Source organism: Mesorhizobium sp. BR1-1-6, assembly GCF_020165355.1.
In the GTDB taxonomy this organism is placed as follows: Bacteria; Pseudomonadota; Alphaproteobacteria; order Rhizobiales; family Rhizobiaceae; genus Mesorhizobium.
This window is the reverse complement of sequence record NZ_JAIUHZ010000006.1, coordinates 203,320-219,144: the sequence shown is the minus strand read 5'-3', so window position 1 is coordinate 219,144 and position 15,825 is coordinate 203,320. Positions and strand designations below refer to the sequence as shown.

Here is a 15,825-nt window from a genome sequence, read left to right as displayed (position 1 = left end):
GTATGCGACGTCATCACTCGCTCTCCGCATGGCCCAGGACATGCATCAGCCGGTTTGCCCAGCCGAAGATCGCTATGGTGTGGACGAGGTCGATGATCTCGGCATCATTCATGCCGACTGATCGCAGCGAGGCGACGTCGTCTGCCGTCGCTTCCGACGGCGCCGCCGACAGGCGGCGGGCAAAGTTGTAGATTGCCGCATCGCGCGACCCGAGCTTTTCAGGTTTGTCGAGATACAGCGCGGTGACCACTTCATCGCTCTTGGTCAGCTCTGCATGCCGGCGGGCGTGAACAACGGCACAGAATTTGCAGCCATTGACGATCGAGGCACCCAATGCGCCAAGCTCGCGGTCGGGACGGGCAAGCCCGCCCTCGACGTACATGATCGCGTTGAACAACACCGTGCGGGCAAGATAGCTCTCGGGATCATGCACAAGGGTGCGCACATATTCCGAAACTTTCTTGGCCGACGGCGTAACCTTCATTGCTTCGAGCTGTTCCGGCGTTGCCTCCGATAGCTCGACCGGTGCGATATAGGGACGCCAATTCAGCGGCTTCAGGCGCACCGAGGAAATCATGCCGACCTCATCAATCGCAAGCCGGTCGCGACCCGGGTCTGGAAGTTGATGAAGGCAATCAATTCGGAGAGCGCAACGATCTGGGGATCGTTCAATCCGGCTTGGGCGAGCAGGGCAATGTGGCTCGCCTCCGCCTTTTTCGGCGTCAGGGTGATCAGGTCAACATGTCGGGCGATGGTCGCCAGAGGTTCATTCAAATCCGTTTCCCCCCGGGCCAAGGACAGAAGCTGCTCCGTGGGACCAAGCTGAGCCAGTTGCACATCATATTCGGCCATCAGGACGGGATCGGCGTTCAGAGCTGCCATTCGACGGGCCAGAGCGACCCGCAAATTCGGCGCCAGCCCCTGATCGTTTGCCGGCTGCAGGACGGAGAGGCGACATTCCTCGGCCCCTCGCACAAATTCGGGCCGAAACCGCCGTGCAGCGAAAAGGGCATCGTCCGGTGAAAGACCTGCAGCCTTGTCCATTGCGTCGATCACAGTGCGGCCTCCTTATGCAACAAGGGTGTTGAATCGACCCATTCGTCGCCCAGAAGTTCCGGGGTGTCATAGGCGATCAGATTGGCGAAGTGGGTTTCGACATCTTCGGCGAACAGCGACGCGGCAATGCCGCGGACCAGACGGTCGGCACCGGCGCTGACGGCCGGGATATCGCCGGAGACCTTGCCATGGGTCAGCATGGCGGCGTCGTTGAAGCAGTGGACATGCGCCAGCATCGGGCAGGAACCGGGGACGCGCTCGCGGAATTCGAAGGCGGGGCCGAGATCCGGTGCCTCCAACATGCCTGCGCGCGGCGGCCCCATGTCCGGCGTATATCGACCATCCGACCAGGTGCGAATGTGTGGGGCGAGGGCAGCGAATTCCGGGCGACCACTGAAGTCATTTGAAAAGCCGGTCGCAGCGATCATGAAATCGTAGCGCATCGGTCCTTGCGTGGTTTCGACCAGAAGGCCTCCGGCATCTTCCTTCACTGCGACCACGCCGCAGTCGAGAAAGAAGCGGGCATTCGCATGACGAGACACGCGAAGCGTCGATGAACGCGGCGGCGGCGTCTGGGTCGAGGCGGTGTAGTCGAAGAATCTCCACTTCCAGGCGTCAGGCAAATGATACATGCCGAGGATGACACCCTGGCTGCCGATCCCGGTCAGCTTGTTGATGCGCGGCATTTCCTTGCGCCGGATCAACATGTCGACTGAACCGGCGCCCGCCTCGAGCGCCGTCGCGGCATTGTCCATCGAAGAGGCGCCGGCGCCGATAACCGCCACACGCTTGCCCTTCAGTGCATCGAAATCGATATCGTCGGCAGAATGGGCCCAATAGGAGCGATCGATGCCCCTGAGGAAATCGGGCACGGCAAAACCGCCGAGACCGGACCGACCGGTGGCTAGAACGAGACGACGGGTGAGAACCCGGCCGGTTTCCGCGCCCTCGACATCGATCGCAATCAGATCGCCAACGGCTGCAACGCCTGTCATGCGCACGCTGTTGCGCACTGGCAGACCAAGCACGTTCCGGTACCAGACCAGGTAGTCCATCCACTGGCCCTTGGGGATTTTGTCCAGCGACCGCCATGCCTCGACGCCCCATTGTGCCGTGAACCAGGCGCGGAATGTCAGTTGCGGCAGACCGAGCGACGGACCGTGCAGCGTTTTCGGCGACCGGAGCGTTTGCATGCGGGCAAACGTTATCCATGGCCCTTCGAAGCCGGCCGGAGCCGCGTCATAGGCGACGACATTGGTTATCCCCGTCAGCATCAGCTTTGCGGTGGCAGCAAGTCCGCACATGCCGGCGCCGATCACCACGACGTCACGGACCGGCACCCCATCGCGCGAGCGCGCGGGGACCCATGGCTTGGCGGGTAGTTCGAGGACATCGAGATCCTGAGCAAGTTGTGCTTCGAGCGCGGCAAGACCTCTCGGGGGGAGCGAACTGGGGGTGTGCTTCATATTCCCGTTCCGTGATTTGTGCCGGAGGCGGGGTCGGCCACCAATTGCCCGGCCAGGGTCGGATCGAGTTTCTTGAAGCCGACGATCGACCGTTCAGCCACCGCCTCGACCGCATCCACCAACGCCTGCGCGACTGGACGAAGGGGGCGTTTTTCGCCAGCCACAACACCCCAATAAAAGAGGACGGTTACATCGATCGGGCGAATGACGACCCCAGGCAAGCCCACGCCATAGGCGGTGAGGGGATCGATGACAGCCGCAACACCAGTCCGGCGTACGATCTGCAACGCGCCATAGGCGGTATTCGTGCGGATTACTGGCCCGGTGTCGATGCCCCTGGCCGCCAACGCCTTGGAGACATGCAGCTGGAAACGCAGCGGGTTGAGCAACGTGGCGACGCGGCGGCCGGCAAAAGCGGAAAGCGGTATGACATCTAGTTCGGCCAGCGGATCATCCTCCCGCACGGCAGCAACATCAGGCGCCGAATAGAGCCGCAGGACATCCAGACCGGGCGTATCGAGCGGCAGGCTTGAAAACCCGACCTCGGCACGTCCGCTACGCACTTCCTGAGCGACGGTCGAGGGAAGAAACTGCCCGAGATGCGTCTCGTGCGGAAGCTCGGCACCTTGGAGTTCAGCCAAGGCCGTAGGGATCAAGCCGGTGCCGATCGCGGAGGTGGTGACGATCTGCAGGATTCGCCCTCTGCCGGCGGCGATCATCTTGGCCCGCGCTGCGAGTTCGGTGAAAGACATCAGCAGGCGTCGTGCTTCCTCCTCGAACGCGACTCCTTCTTCAGACAACTGCACCCGTCGACCGATCCGATGCAGCAATTCGAAGCCAAGTTCGGCCTCAAGCTCCTGAATGGTGCGCGTCACCGCAGGCTGGGAACGTCCGAGCATGTCAGCCGCCCTGGTGATGCTGCCGCTGGCAGCAACCGCAAGGAAGGTCTGAAGGTCCCGGGTTTCCATGTTTCTCCTACATGCGTAATCCGTATGATTGACATCGTCTCATTCGTTTTTGATATATGTCAAGCGGAAACGAATGTTCGTTACGGGCTTTGTGCATATGCCGGCTTCAGCGCCAGAATCCGGATCGGAGGCGGACAGGGACGTCAGACGCGGCTCCAGCTTGCGAAACCTGCTGAAGAAAAAATTCAGGTGACGGCGGCAAGGATTCTCGAACCACAAAGCCTGCGGAGGAATGTTATGCGCGTGAGTATTCTGGGCGCCGGAGCAATTGCTTATGGCCTTGCCGCCTATTTGGCAGGATCGGGGCATTCGCCAACGCTTTGGTCACCGTCGGGACAGCGCACAAGGGCGTTGGCTACCGGCGAATTGTTGAAAGCGACGGGGGATATCGCGGCGACGGTACCCGTGCGCATCGCCAAGGATTGCAAGGATGCCATCGCCAACGCGGACGTGGTGGTGATTGCACTTCCGGCTTACGGCCACAGGATGGTGATGGATGCTGCCGCCCCCCATCTGATCGATGGAATTCCGGTCATCATCAGTTCGCATTGTTCGTTCGGGGCACTGTATCTCTCCAAGCGGTTGGCGGAGCGCAAGGTCAGCTTGCCGATCGTCCTTTGGGGCACAACACTGTTGACCGGGCGGCAACTCGGGCCAACCGAGGTCCATGTCACCACCATTCGCCAGAAGCTTGACGTCGCGACGCTGCCTTTCAAAGCTCAGGATGAAGGATACGGATTTTGCACGAGCCTATTTGGTGATCGTTTCGTCAAGCGCGACGGCATGCTTGCGATCGCGCTCAGCAACCTCAATCCGCAAAACCACTTGGGAATTGCCCTCCTCAACCTGACACGCATGGAAAAAGCCGAGCAATGGAGCCAGGGGGGAAACGTCACCCCTGCCGCTGGCCGCCTTATCGAGGCTCTGGATGCCGAACGGCTAGCCATCGCGGCCCATTTCGGTATCGCGGTTCGCACCGTCCAGGAGCATTTTTCATTGTCGTTCCATGTTCCGAAGGGAACCGTTTCGGAGATGAACCAGGAGATGGATCGTCAAGGCCGTGGCGGCTTTGGTCCGACAACAATCGAAAGCCGCTACATTCTCGAGGATGTTCCGTTCGGACTGCTGCCGACCGTATTGTTGGGTAAGATCACCGAGAAACCGGCGACGCTCCACGAGTCTGGAGTTTCGATATTATCGGCGGCTTACGGTCGCGATCTCAGGGGAGATAACGATATTCTTCCTGCGCTCGGCCTCGAGGGAATAGCAAAGGCGGATCTTGAAAACCTTTGCCGCACGGGGTTTTGAGTGCGCCCGCAGTCGATGCGGCATGATCACATTTAGGGGCACCGCGCTACGTCATCGCGTCGGTGCATTTTAACAGTGGTGCGCAGCGTCAGGGCGATGTCGCTGGCGCCGCGATCGCCAGAACCAGCCATGCAACCGTCGAAAGTAGCGTTCGGGACGCTGCGGGGAATCGAGCATCCCGAATTGACAATATCCCCTCCGGGGGGATAGCACTTCAGAATGAAAGAGCGTCCCCACATTCACGAGACCCATCCCGACATCGTCAAACGGCTGAAGCGGGCCGACGGTCATCTGAGGGGCGTTATTGAGATGATCGAAGCAGGCCGGCCTTGCCTTGACATTGCCCAGCAGCTTCATGCGGTCGAAAGGGCTGTTTCCCAGGCCAAGAAGACGCTCATCCAGGATCACCTAAACCACTGCCTGGAAGATGTCGTGGGGCCGCTGCCGCGTGAGCAGCGCCGCTCGATCGATGAATTCAAGGACATCACCAAATACTTGTGAGACACGCTCCATGATGGACGGCATTCGCGGCTGGTTCGGCTTCGGCCCGGCAGCTCAAGGCTTCGGCGGGCATGGCCATGACCATGGCGAGGGCGGACACGGCCACACGCATGGCGTGGTCGATCCCACAATCGCGACGACCACACGCGGCATCTGGGCGATCAAATGGTCGTTCGTGCTGCTAGCCCTCACAGCGGTGCTGCAACTGGTCATCGTATTCCTCTCGGGCAGCGTGGCGCTGCTTGCCGACACCATCCACAATGTCGGCGACGCGGTCACCGCCATCCCGCTGTGGATCGCCTTCATGCTGGCGCGGCGCAAGCCCAGCAAGACCTTCACCTACGGCCTTGGCCGGGTCGAGGACCTGGCCGGCATCATCATCGTCCTGATTATCCTCTTCAGTGCCATCGTCGCCGGCTATGAGGCGATCGACAGGTTGATCCATCCCCAAGCCATCAGCTTCCTCGGCTGGGTTGCCGCCGCCGGCCTCGTCGGTTTCCTGGGCAATGAGGCTGTCGCGGTATTCCGCATCCGCGTCGGCCGCGAGATAAACAGCGCGGCCCTGATCGCCGACGGCTATCACGCCCGCACCGATGGCTTCACCAGCCTTGCGGTGGTGCTTGGCGCGGCCGGCGTCTGGCTAGGCTTCCCGCTCGCGGACCCGATCATCGGCCTTTTGATCACTGTGGCTATCCTCGCCATCGTCTGGCAGTCCTCAAAGGCGGTGCTGACACGCATGCTGGATGGCGTCGAGCCGGGCATCGTCGAGGAAATCCATCATGCGGCTGAACATGTGAGGGGCATCCAACGGGTCGCCCAGGTGCGGGCGCGCTGGATCGGCCACAGGCTGCATGCGGATGTCGCCATCAAGGTGGCCGAGACAGCGAGCGCAAAGGATGTGGTCGGCATCGCGGAGGCTTTGAGAGGGGAGCTGTTCGACCACCTGCCGGCGCTCTCGGAGGCGAACATCCGTCTGGAAGGCGAAGGCGGATCCGTGGCGGGCGGTTCGGCCCACGCCGATCATGCGCCGGAGCCTTTCAAGGTCGTCAGCGACCTGGCAACGGGAACGCTCGAAATCGTCGATACGCCCGCTGGCGAGCGCTTGCGTCTCACCATCGACAGCCATGCCGACGATCTGGGGGCGACCGTGATCATCGACCGGTCCGAAGGTCCCGAGACGCTTTCGCTCGGGCCTGTCGCCGGCAATCACCACCGCCGTGAAAGCAGCGTCGCCCCCGCCGAGCCGCACGAGTTCGAGGCGAGGCTGATCCTGACCTCTAAGGGCAAGCAACAGGTCCTGCCGTTCAAGATGGTTGAGCCGGAAGGCCACCAACACTAGGACGGGGCAGACTTGCGCGACTTGACGCGTTCGCTCAATCGGTGTCGCGTGACGCGGGTCGATGACAGATCTCGCCGCTCACGCAGCTCTGTTCTTCTCAGCAAGGTCCGCCCCCGCTGGAGGTTGCCACAGGTTGGCCAAGTCCGAGCTCATTTAGGGTTGCGCCGCACAACGGTGCAGGAGCAGCACTGCCGGTTTGGCCAGCTAGGCTATTCGCAGACAGCGATCAAAGCCGCGCCTTGGTGCTCCGGGGTGTCGCCAACAACAGGCTGGTCTCGCTGCCGGTGATGCCGGGGATCAGGCGGATGCGCCGCAGCACGGCGTCGAATTCGGTCAGTGTCTGCGTCCCCAGTTCTATCACCAGGTCCCAGCGGCCGTTGGTGGTATGGATCGTCGAAACCTCCGAGAAGCCGCCAAGAGCGCGGATCACACGATCGGCGGCATGCCCTTCGATTTCCACCATCATGATGCCGCGTACACGCTGGTCGACGGCATCGGCTCGCAGGATGACGGTATAACCGATGATCGCGCCGGCTTTTTCAAGGCGCTCTATGCGAAACCTGACCGTTGCCCGCGAGACGCTGACATCCATGGCAAGGTCCGAGATGCTGCGCCGCGCGTCATGCCGCAAAAGCGTGATGAGCTGTTCGTCAAGCTGATCCATGGCTCAGAATGCAATCAAATCATTCCATTTTGATAGCCCATTTCGACAAATTTGCCAATTTGATATGTTCATCCTGCCAGTTATCCGCGCTCCAATGAGGCCTAGAAAACGCGCGGGGAAATACGGATGCATTGTACGATCGTCGGGGCACCGATCCAGGTCGGCTCGGGCCGGATGGGTTGCGAGATGGGGCCTAGTGCGCTGCGTACCGCAGGCCTGGCGGCAGCGCTCACTGAACTCGGGCATACGCTGGCCGACCTTGGCACCGTCGCCTCTGCCGATCTGCGCCCGATCAGCCACGGCAATGCCGCCTTGAAGGCGCTGCCGGAAATCGTCGCATGGACGGCGGCGATTACCGAGGCGGCCTATGCAGCCAGCGCCGGCGCCATGCCGATCTTCCTTGGTGGCGACCACAGCATTTCCGCCGGCACGCTGGCCGGTATCGCCCGCCGGGCGGCGGAAGCCGGCCGCCCGCTGTTCGTGCTGTGGCTCGACGCACATCCTGATTTTCACACGCTCGACACCACGACCAGCGGGAATTTGCATGGCGTGCCGCTGGCTTATGCCAGCGGGCAACCCGGCTTCGAAGGCTACTTCCCCAGCCTGGCGGCTTGCGTGGATCCGGCCCGTATCTGCACACTGGGCATCCGCAGCGTCGATCCGGCGGAGCGCGAAGCGCTACGCAAGGCGGGCGTCACCGTGCACGACATGCGGATGATTGACGAATACGGCATGGCCCCGCTGCTTCGCGCCTTTCTCGAGCGGGTCAGTGCCGAAAACGGCATGCTGCATGTCAGCCTCGATGTCGATTTTCTCGACCCTTCGATCGCGCCTGCCGTCGGCACCACCGTGCCGGGCGGCGCCACCTTCCGCGAGGCTCATCTGGTGATGGAGATGTTGCACGACAGCCATCTCGTCACCAGCCTCGACCTGGTCGAGCTCAATCCCGCACTCGACGAACGCAACCGCACCGCAACCCTTCTCGTGGACCTGACCGCGAGCCTGATGGGCCGGCGGATCATGGACCGTCCCACACGGAGTTATTGAACTGTGACCCCCCATCTCAACATCGTGCCCTTCGTCAGCGTCGATCACATGATGAAGCTGGTTCTTGCCGTCGGCATCGATCGCTTTCTCATCGATCTCGCTGCCTATATCGAAGAGGATTTCCGACGCTGGGAATTGTTCGACAAGACCCCGCGCATCGCTTCGCACAGCATCGACGGCGTCATCGAACTGATGCCTACGAGCGACGGACAGCTCTACGGCTTCAAGTATGTCAACGGTCATCCAAAAAACACGCGCGACGGGCGCCAGACCGTGACGGCGTTCGGCGTGATGGCCGATGTCGGCAATGGCTATCCGATGCTGCTTTCGGAAATGACCATCCTGACCGCGTTGCGCACGGCGGCGACGTCGGCCGTCGCGGCCAAATACCTTGCTCCCAATGCGGCGGACTGCATGGCAATCATCGGCAATGGCGCCCAGTCGGAATTCCAGGCCATCGCCTTCAAGGCCCTGCTCGGCATCGACAGGCTTCGCCTCTATGACATCGATCGGTCGGCATCCTTGAAGTGCGCGAAAAACCTTGCGGGGTTCGGTTTCGACATCGCGATCTGCGCTTCGGCGCAGGAGGCGGTGGAAGGGGCTCACATCATCACGACGGTCACCGCCGACAAACGCTCCGCGACCATCCTGACGGATAACATGGTCGGATCGGGCGTGCACATAAATGCCGTCGGCGGCGATTGCCCCGGCAAGACGGAATTGCATCGCGATATTCTGCTGCGCTCCGACATATTCGTCGAATACCCGCCGCAGTCGCGCATCGAGGGTGAAGTCCAGCAACTCGAGCCGGACCATCCCGTGACGGAGTTGTGGCAAGTGATGACCGGCAAGGCCGCCGGCCGCCGGGATGCCAGCCAGATCACCTTGTTCGATTCCGTCGGCTTTGCGATCGAGGACTTTTCCGCGCTGCGCTACGTCCGCGACCAGCTTCAGCGCACCGGCCTCTACGAGGAGCTCGATCTGCTGGCGGACCCGGATGAGCCACGCGACCTCTTCGGCATGCTGCTGCGCGCCGACAAGGCCGCCCAGATCACGGCCGTATCCAGCTGAGTTTTCGCAGAACCTGCGGCCGAATGTCCGCCTCGCAATAGCTGCGGCGCCGAGCGGCGCGCGGCTCGATATCCTAAAGCGGTTCATCGTTCGATGGAAATGACGAAGCGCTCTATCACTTTTATGCAATTCTCCAGGGAAAGCGCTACACGCTTTTCCGGGAAGACCGCTCTACACTTTTCCTGGAATTGTTTTAGCTCTTCGGGCTCAAGCCCACTTCAAACCACTTCTTCGACATCTGCGCGAGCGTACCGTCAGCGGCCATCTCGCCGAGCGCCTTGTTGAGGATCGCCTGAAGCTCGGGCTCCTGCTTGCGGATGCCCAGGCAAACATTTGACGCCATGATGGCGCCGACGAGACGCGGACCGCTTGTGATCAGCGTGCCGTTGCTCTTTGCCGCGCGGTCCCTCGCGAAGACGACATTGTCGGTCAAGGCAGGCTGTTTCGTGGCTTGCGCGCCATTAGCAAGGCGGCGGGCGCTGGTGTGCGCCAGACGACTTGATAGGCTTCTACTACATTGCTGGCCGTGACACTGAGCCCGGGAAGCGCGATCCAGGCCGGCGGCTGGCGTTCGAGCAGGCCGAGAATTGTGGCAATGCCCGTAGCAACGCCCTGATCGTGAGGCAGTTGCGCGGCGATGCCCTTGATCAGGCCTCCACCAACGAGGTCCGTGGCGACGTCGTTGCCGAGGTCGACTGTCGTCACCGGAATAGCCTTGCCCGCATCGCGGATCGCCGCGACGGCAGCGATTGCCGGCACGTCCCAGACGGCAAACAGTCCGGCGAGCTCCGGATTGGCCTGCAGCAAGTCGGCGGTCGCGGCTCTCGCTTGCGACACGTCGGCAAACTTGCCGCGAACCAGCGTCAGGTCGGGACGTCGAGCAGCCATCCATTTTCGGAAAGCAATCTCGCGCTCATGCGTCGCGAAGAAATCGATGCCATAGGCCAGAACGCCGACCTTTCCGCCCTGTGGTATATGTGGCGCCAGGAGTTCTGCGCCGATCTGACCGAGACCGAAATTGTCGCTGGAAACAACGCTGACGTAATCCTTGCCGGGCAGCATGCCGGTTGGGGCATTGTCGAGCAGCAACAGCTTCTTTCCGGCCGCCGATATTGCACGATGCGCGTCGGCGGCACGGTTGCTGCCGATTGGAATGGAGACCACCGCATCCACGGCTTCGCCGGCCAGCCGTTTCAGTTCCGAAATTTGCCGCTCGATGTCGAAGCCGCAGTCGACGACCTCGACCACCGCCGCTCCGTAGCGGCCAAGCGTGGTGACGATCCCGGCCAATTCCTCCTTAGCCCAGTCGCTCTTGGTGGTGTGGAGAACGATGGCGACCGAGAAGCGCCGGTTGCGGGCGAGATCGGCGTCGGCATTCGACAACCCGACCTGGTCGGCTGGAACCGCCCGTTCGCCATGCGGCCCAAGGCCGGTGATCGCCATTCCTCAACCCTCCCCAGGTTCACGCGGCCCGGCCGACTTGGCGATGCTATGCAAGCGCTCCTCCCGGTGGCCGTGGCTTTGCCGGGCGAGCGCTGGTTCCGAGTGCGGCCCGCGCGAGAAAATCCTTGAATTCCGGATGCTCACGCGGTGAACCGAGCGTAATCCACCCCTGCAGAAATTTCGCATCGAACAGTGCTTCCGCAACGACTTGGGCGGCGCCGACCAGTCCGGCCGAGCCGCCCATCTGCGAACGGACGATGCGCAGGTCGCGGGTGACGATCGGATGCGACTGGCGATAGACCGCCTCGCGTACGGCTGCCAACAGTATGTCCCCGGTCTGGGCCACGCTGCCGCCGAGTACGATCAATGACGGGTTCAGCAGATTGGCCAATGGCGCCAGTACCTCGCCGACCGCACGGCCGCAACGCCCGAGAAGGTCGATACAGAACGGATCGCCCAATTGGGCGCCGTGGCCAGCGTCGGTGACCGTCACTTCGCCGGCGCGCGCAAGCATCTCGGCCAGATAGGGGCTGCTCCCGCTCTCGGCCGCCTGGCGGGCCTCGCGTCCGAGCGCTTCGCTGCCGGCAACAGCTTCGAGATTTCTGCCCTCGATGAAAGTATGACCGATCATGCCGGCAGCGCCCTGCGCGCCACGGTGCAACGCTCCCTCCGAAACCACGCCGGCGCTGATCGAGCGGCCGAGCTTGACGAAGATCATGTCGGCGAGGCCGCTGCCGGACTTCAGTTCGCCCATCGTCATCGTCTGGACGCCGCTTCGCACCCATACCGGCGCGCCGACAAGCGTGGCCAACTGCTCGACGAAAGGGAATCCATCCCAGTTCTGGAACGCATTCAGCGCCGGCGCGAACAGCCGCTGATCATCGCATTTCTCAACGGCTCCGGGCACCGCCAGCCCGATGCCCCAGATGCTGGCCTCACTGCCATGCTCTTCCAGCATCCAGGCAAACAGCGTTGCTAGCCGCTGGACCACCGGCTCGGGACCTGCGGCCAGTTCCACCGCTTCGTGATGTTCGGCCAGCAGGCGGCCGGACAGGTCTGATACACCGACTGCCAGCGAGGAATGATCGAGCACGGCGGCCAGGATCATGCCAATGCGCGGCCGGAAGCGGACATGGCGTGGTGCGCGTCCGCCGATCGCCGGGCCGAGTTCGCCTTCTTCTATCAGCCCTAGCCGAAGCAGCGTGGCGAGACGATCCGTGACGACGGCGCGCCCCAGTTCCGACTGGTTCTCTAGCTCCTGGCGGGTCGTTGCCGCCTCGGTCCGTATAAGGTTGAGCAGCGTGGCCAGGCTGCCATGCGCGGATTCGCTGGCACGCGGCCGGCCGGCGGCGCGGCGCGGTTGGTCCGACTGTACGGGGTCTGTGGCGCTGCGCTCGTCCATAGTCTTGCCGAGGCTCATCTCCCGATCTCTATCGCTGCCGGCTCAGGGTCATCACGCCGTTAGCCATGGGTACCGTGGCCTCATTTACGGATCAAGCAGGAACTTATGTATTTTACAAACAAAAGTATGCCGACTTTTGCATTTTAATGATTGACGAGCGGCGAAAGGCGGGCATAAGTATCAGCCAGGCTCGGAGGAGGGCTCCTAACGTCGACAGCCCTCGCGAAGGCGAAGGATGTCGCACGTCCGTTGTCCGAATTCTTCTCCAGCCAAAGATGCCGGCCCCGCGCTGCGCGCGGTGATGCATCGGCTACAGGCAGGGAGGATACGAGATGCCGGTGAAACTGGCCTATCACGCCAATTGCTGGGGTGCGCTCGGTGGCAACGCCGTCGGCGTCACTTCGATCACCCAGCTTACCTATCGCACCTTCGGTGACATGGAGCAGGCGATCCGCGACATTGGATCGGCCGGATATACCGGAACAGAACTCTTCGACGGCAATCTCCTCGACTATCAAGGACGCAATGGCGCGCTGCGCGCTGCCTTGGACCAGTCCGGCGTCGTGCTCGTGGCCGGCTACTCCGGTGCCAACTTTATCTTCGACGATATCCTTGGCGAGGAGTTGGCGCGGATCGAACGCGGAGCGGCTGCCGTGGCCGAACTCGGCGGCGAGCATCTGGTCGTCGGCGGTGGCGCCAAGCGAGCCAAAGGCCGGCAGCCAGATGATTTCAAGCGCCTCGGCGCGGCGCTCGACAAGGTCATCGACATCGCAGCCAAGGCGGGCTTGCGCGCGCACTATCACCCGCATCTGTCGACCATCGTCGAAGGTCCCGACGAAGTTCGCGAGATTTTCAAACATACCGCGATCGATTTCTGTCCGGACACCGCGCATCTGGCAGCCGCTGGCGGTGATCCGGCCGCGCAGATTCGCGAATTCAGCAAGCGCATCAGCTATGTGCATTTGAAGGGCTGGCAGCGCGATCCCTTCGCCTTCACGCCGCTCGACCGCGGCGACCTTGATATGGAGCCGATCATCCAGGCGCTCGAGGACACCGGATTTTCCGGCTGGATCGCAACCGAGCTGGATGCCTGGCCAGACCCCAAGCAAGGGGCGGAACTCAGCATGAAATATCTGAAGAGCGCTTTGAAGCAGAGTTGAACCGACAGGTACCAAGCCTGTCATCAGGGAGGAGACCCAAATGACACGTTTCAACACAATAGCCGGGACGTTCACGGCGGCATTGCTGGCCGCCAGCCTCTATACCGCAGCTCCCGCTTTCGCCGACCCCGATTCAGCACTCGCCGAACTGCAGAAGACAGTGCTCTCCAAGGGGCCGAACGGCGAAGCTCCAGCGTCGGCGGCGTCCGTCAATCTGACGCAGGAGGAACTGGCCAAGATCAAGGACATGAAGGCGACGGCGGCGATCGTCATGCACTATGGCGGCAATGACTGGTCACGCGCGCAGATCGCCGGCCTCAAAGACCAGTTTGGCAAGATGGGCATCGAGGTGATCGCCACGACCGATGCCGGATTCAAGCCGGAAAAGCAGGTCGCCGACCTCGAAACTGTGATGGCCCAGAACCCCAAGATCATCGTTTCGATTCCCACCGACCCGTCGGCGACGGCGTCCGCGTACAGGGCAGTTGCCGATAAGGGCGTGAAGCTGGTGTTCATGGACAACGTGCCGGCCGGCTTCGTCGCGGGCAAGGATTACGTCTCCGTAGTCTCGGCCGACAATTATGGCAACGGCGTCGCCGCAGCGCATCTGCTGGCCAAGGCGCTGGGGGGCAAGGGCGACATTGGTCTGGTCTTCCACGCCGCCGACTTCTTTGTCACCAAACAGCGTTATGATGGCTTTAAGAAGACGATCGCCGACAACTACCCCGATATCAAGATTGTCGCCGAACAAGGCATTGGCGGCCCGGACTTCACCGGCGACGCCGAAAAGGCGGCATCGGCCATCCTCACTTCCAACCCTGCCATCAACGGCATCTGGGCGGTGTGGGACGTGCCGGCCGAAGGCGTCATCTCGGCGGCCCGCACCGCTGGTCGCGACGACCTTGTCATCACCACCTGCGACCTCGGCGAGAACGTCGCAATCAATATGGCGGGCGGGGGCTTCGTGAAGGGCCTGGGCGCCCAGCGTCCGTTTGACCAGGGCGTCACCGAAGCCCTGCTCGCAGGCTACGGTCTGCTCGGCAAGGAGGCTCCGGCCTTCGTCGCCTTGCCGGCGCTGCCCGTCACCAAGGACACGCTGCTCGAGGGCTGGAAAGCCGTCTATCACGCCGAGGCGACCGACAAGATCAAGGGCAGCATGTAGCGCGCCCTGCGGCCGGCGCACTCCCAGCCGGCCGCACCTCTTCTCAATTCGACAGGAGACCATCATGACCAAGACGCTCAACGTGGCGATGATCGGCGGCGGCTTTATGGGTAAAGCCCATGCGCTCGCTTATGCGACGATGCCGATGTTCTTCTGGCCCGCCCCCGCCATCCCCGTGCGCAAGGTGGTGGTCGACATCACCGAGGCACTGGCCGACGAAGGCCGCCGTCGCTACGGATTCGAGGAATCATCCGCTGACTGGCGTTCGGTGGTGACGCGATCCGACATCGACGTCATTGACATCGTCACCCCGAACGACAGCCATGCCGCGATCGCGATCGCGGCCGCTGAAGCCGGCAAGCACATCATCTGCGAAAAGCCGCTGGCGCGCGGCGGCGACGAGGCAAAGACCATGCTCGACGCGGTGAACAAAGCCGGCGTCATCCACATGGTTGCCTTCAACTATCGTCGCACGCCGGCAGTGGCGCTTGCCCGCCAGTACATAGAGGAAGGCCGCATCGGTAAGATTCTCAACTTCCGCGGCACCTATCTGCAGGACTGGTCGGCCGATCCGGATTCGCCTCTGTCCTGGCGCTTTCAGAGGAAGATCGCCGGGTCCGGCTCGATCGGCGACATCGGCACCCATGTCGTCGACCTTGCCCGTTATCTGGTCGGCGAGATCGCCGAGGTCAGCGCGTTGGTGCGCACCTACAACAAAACGCGACCGATCCAACGCGGCAATCTCGACAGGCTCGGCGCGGCAGAGAGGAATACCGATACCGAGCGGGCTGAGGTCGACGTCGACGACGAGGTGATGACGCTGCTGAAATTCGCCGACGGCGCGATCGGTTCGCTGGAGGCGACCCGCAACGCCTATGGCCGCAACAATTTCATCACTTTCGAGATCCACGGCACCAAAGGCTCCATTGCTTTCAACTACGAACGGCGCGACGAATTGCAGGTGATGTTTGCCGATGATCCTGCGGATGCACGCGGCTTCAGGTCCGTCTATTCCGGTCCGGCGCACCCCTATGGGTCGGGTCTGTGGCCAATCCCGGCGCTCGGCATCGGCTATTCCGAAACCAAGATCGTGGAGTGTTTCGATTTCTTCTCGGCTATTGTTTCGGGCAAGCAGCCCTTGCCCAATTTCGAGGATGGCTACAAGACCGAGCGGGTGGCCGACGCGCTGATCGAATCCGGCCAATCCGGCCAGTGGACCAAGGTCCGACCATGACAAT

General features: G+C 62.2%; 16 protein-coding genes. 8 read left to right on the top strand and 8 right to left on the bottom strand.

The window, feature by feature from the left end; translation table 11 throughout:
• Positions 1-13: 13 nt before the first annotated feature.
• Genes LB545_RS14975 through LB545_RS14960 form a run of 4 tightly spaced genes read right to left on the bottom strand, consistent with a single transcriptional unit; the run spans position 14 to position 3,490 of the window.
• Positions 14-577, bottom strand: coding sequence for a peroxidase-related enzyme (locus LB545_RS14975; RefSeq protein ID WP_224705360.1), 564 nt, complete (start codon positions 575-577; stop codon positions 14-16).
• Positions 574-1,056, bottom strand: a complete 483-nt coding sequence (locus LB545_RS14970) for a CMD domain-containing protein (protein ID WP_224705359.1) — start codon at positions 1,054-1,056, stop codon at positions 574-576. Before LB545_RS14970 ends, LB545_RS14975 begins: the two co-directional genes overlap by 4 nt.
• Positions 1,053-2,522 (bottom strand): NAD(P)-binding domain-containing protein, encoded by a 1,470-nt coding sequence (locus tag LB545_RS14965; RefSeq protein WP_224705358.1) that lies wholly within the window; start codon positions 2,520-2,522, stop codon positions 1,053-1,055. The genes LB545_RS14970 and LB545_RS14965 overlap by 4 nt, the downstream gene beginning before the upstream one ends.
• Positions 2,519-3,490 (bottom strand): LysR family transcriptional regulator, encoded by a 972-nt coding sequence (locus LB545_RS14960; RefSeq protein ID WP_140499328.1) that lies wholly within the window; start codon positions 3,488-3,490, stop codon positions 2,519-2,521. Before LB545_RS14960 ends, LB545_RS14965 begins: the two co-directional genes overlap by 4 nt.
• A 237-nt stretch (positions 3,491-3,727) precedes the next feature.
• On the opposite strand from LB545_RS14960, the gene LB545_RS14955 reads away from it, so the two are divergent.
• From LB545_RS14955 to LB545_RS14945, 3 genes are all read left to right on the top strand, one after another.
• Complete coding sequence (locus LB545_RS14955) at positions 3,728-4,798, top strand: NAD/NADP-dependent octopine/nopaline dehydrogenase family protein (protein WP_224705402.1); 1,071 nt, start codon at positions 3,728-3,730, stop codon at positions 4,796-4,798.
• A gap of 219 nt (positions 4,799-5,017) precedes the next feature.
• Positions 5,018-5,299, top strand: a complete 282-nt coding sequence (locus LB545_RS14950; protein WP_140499324.1) for a metal-sensing transcriptional repressor — start codon at positions 5,018-5,020, stop codon at positions 5,297-5,299.
• A 10-nt stretch (positions 5,300-5,309) separates the two neighbouring features.
• Positions 5,310-6,638 (top strand): cation diffusion facilitator family transporter, encoded by a 1,329-nt coding sequence (locus LB545_RS14945; protein ID WP_140622769.1) that lies wholly within the window; start codon positions 5,310-5,312, stop codon positions 6,636-6,638.
• A 226-nt stretch (positions 6,639-6,864) separates the two neighbouring features.
• Here the strand turns inward: LB545_RS14945 and LB545_RS14940 are convergent, their stop codons facing one another.
• Complete coding sequence (locus LB545_RS14940) at positions 6,865-7,302, bottom strand: Lrp/AsnC family transcriptional regulator (RefSeq protein WP_140622771.1); 438 nt, start codon at positions 7,300-7,302, stop codon at positions 6,865-6,867.
• A gap of 126 nt (positions 7,303-7,428) precedes the next feature.
• On the opposite strand from LB545_RS14940, the gene rocF reads away from it, so the two are divergent.
• Together rocF and LB545_RS14930 are read left to right on the top strand one after the other, a co-directional pair.
• A complete protein-coding gene (rocF, locus tag LB545_RS14935) occupies positions 7,429-8,349 on the top strand; it encodes an arginase (protein WP_140499318.1) in 921 nt (306 codons plus the stop codon).
• 3 nt (positions 8,350-8,352) lie between these two features.
• On the top strand, positions 8,353-9,420 hold the full coding sequence (locus LB545_RS14930) for an ornithine cyclodeaminase (protein ID WP_140565591.1): 1,068 nt from the start codon (positions 8,353-8,355) through the stop codon (positions 9,418-9,420).
• A 193-nt stretch (positions 9,421-9,613) separates the two neighbouring features.
• Here LB545_RS14930 and LB545_RS14925 read toward each other — a convergent pair whose 3' ends face one another.
• From LB545_RS14925 to LB545_RS14915, 3 genes are read right to left on the bottom strand one after another with little or no spacing between them, the layout of a single operon-like run.
• The gene (locus LB545_RS14925) at positions 9,614-9,853 is read right to left on the bottom strand and encodes a transporter substrate-binding domain-containing protein (protein ID WP_181167255.1); all 240 of its coding nucleotides are present in this window, start codon (positions 9,851-9,853) and stop codon (positions 9,614-9,616) included.
• Positions 9,850-10,863 (bottom strand): substrate-binding domain-containing protein, encoded by a 1,014-nt coding sequence (locus tag LB545_RS14920; protein WP_140499314.1) that lies wholly within the window; start codon positions 10,861-10,863, stop codon positions 9,850-9,852. The genes LB545_RS14925 and LB545_RS14920 overlap by 4 nt, the downstream gene beginning before the upstream one ends.
• Positions 10,864-10,909: 46 nt before the next feature.
• On the bottom strand, positions 10,910-12,283 hold the full coding sequence (locus LB545_RS14915) for an ROK family protein (protein ID WP_224519041.1): 1,374 nt from the start codon (positions 12,281-12,283) through the stop codon (positions 10,910-10,912).
• Between the two features lie 314 nt (positions 12,284-12,597).
• Here LB545_RS14915 and LB545_RS14910 point away from each other — a divergent pair, with 314 nt between their 5' ends.
• The 3 genes from LB545_RS14910 (at position 12,598) to LB545_RS14900 (ending at position 15,821) form a co-directional block, all read left to right on the top strand.
• Positions 12,598-13,425, top strand: a complete 828-nt coding sequence (locus LB545_RS14910) for a sugar phosphate isomerase/epimerase family protein (protein ID WP_140499312.1) — start codon at positions 12,598-12,600, stop codon at positions 13,423-13,425.
• A 40-nt stretch (positions 13,426-13,465) separates the two neighbouring features.
• The gene (locus LB545_RS14905; protein ID WP_140622773.1) at positions 13,466-14,587 is read left to right on the top strand and encodes a substrate-binding domain-containing protein; all 1,122 of its coding nucleotides are present in this window, start codon (positions 13,466-13,468) and stop codon (positions 14,585-14,587) included.
• 64 nt (positions 14,588-14,651) lie between these two features.
• The gene (locus tag LB545_RS14900) at positions 14,652-15,821 is read left to right on the top strand and encodes a Gfo/Idh/MocA family protein (RefSeq protein WP_140556250.1); all 1,170 of its coding nucleotides are present in this window, start codon (positions 14,652-14,654) and stop codon (positions 15,819-15,821) included.
• Positions 15,822-15,825 lie beyond the last annotated feature (4 nt).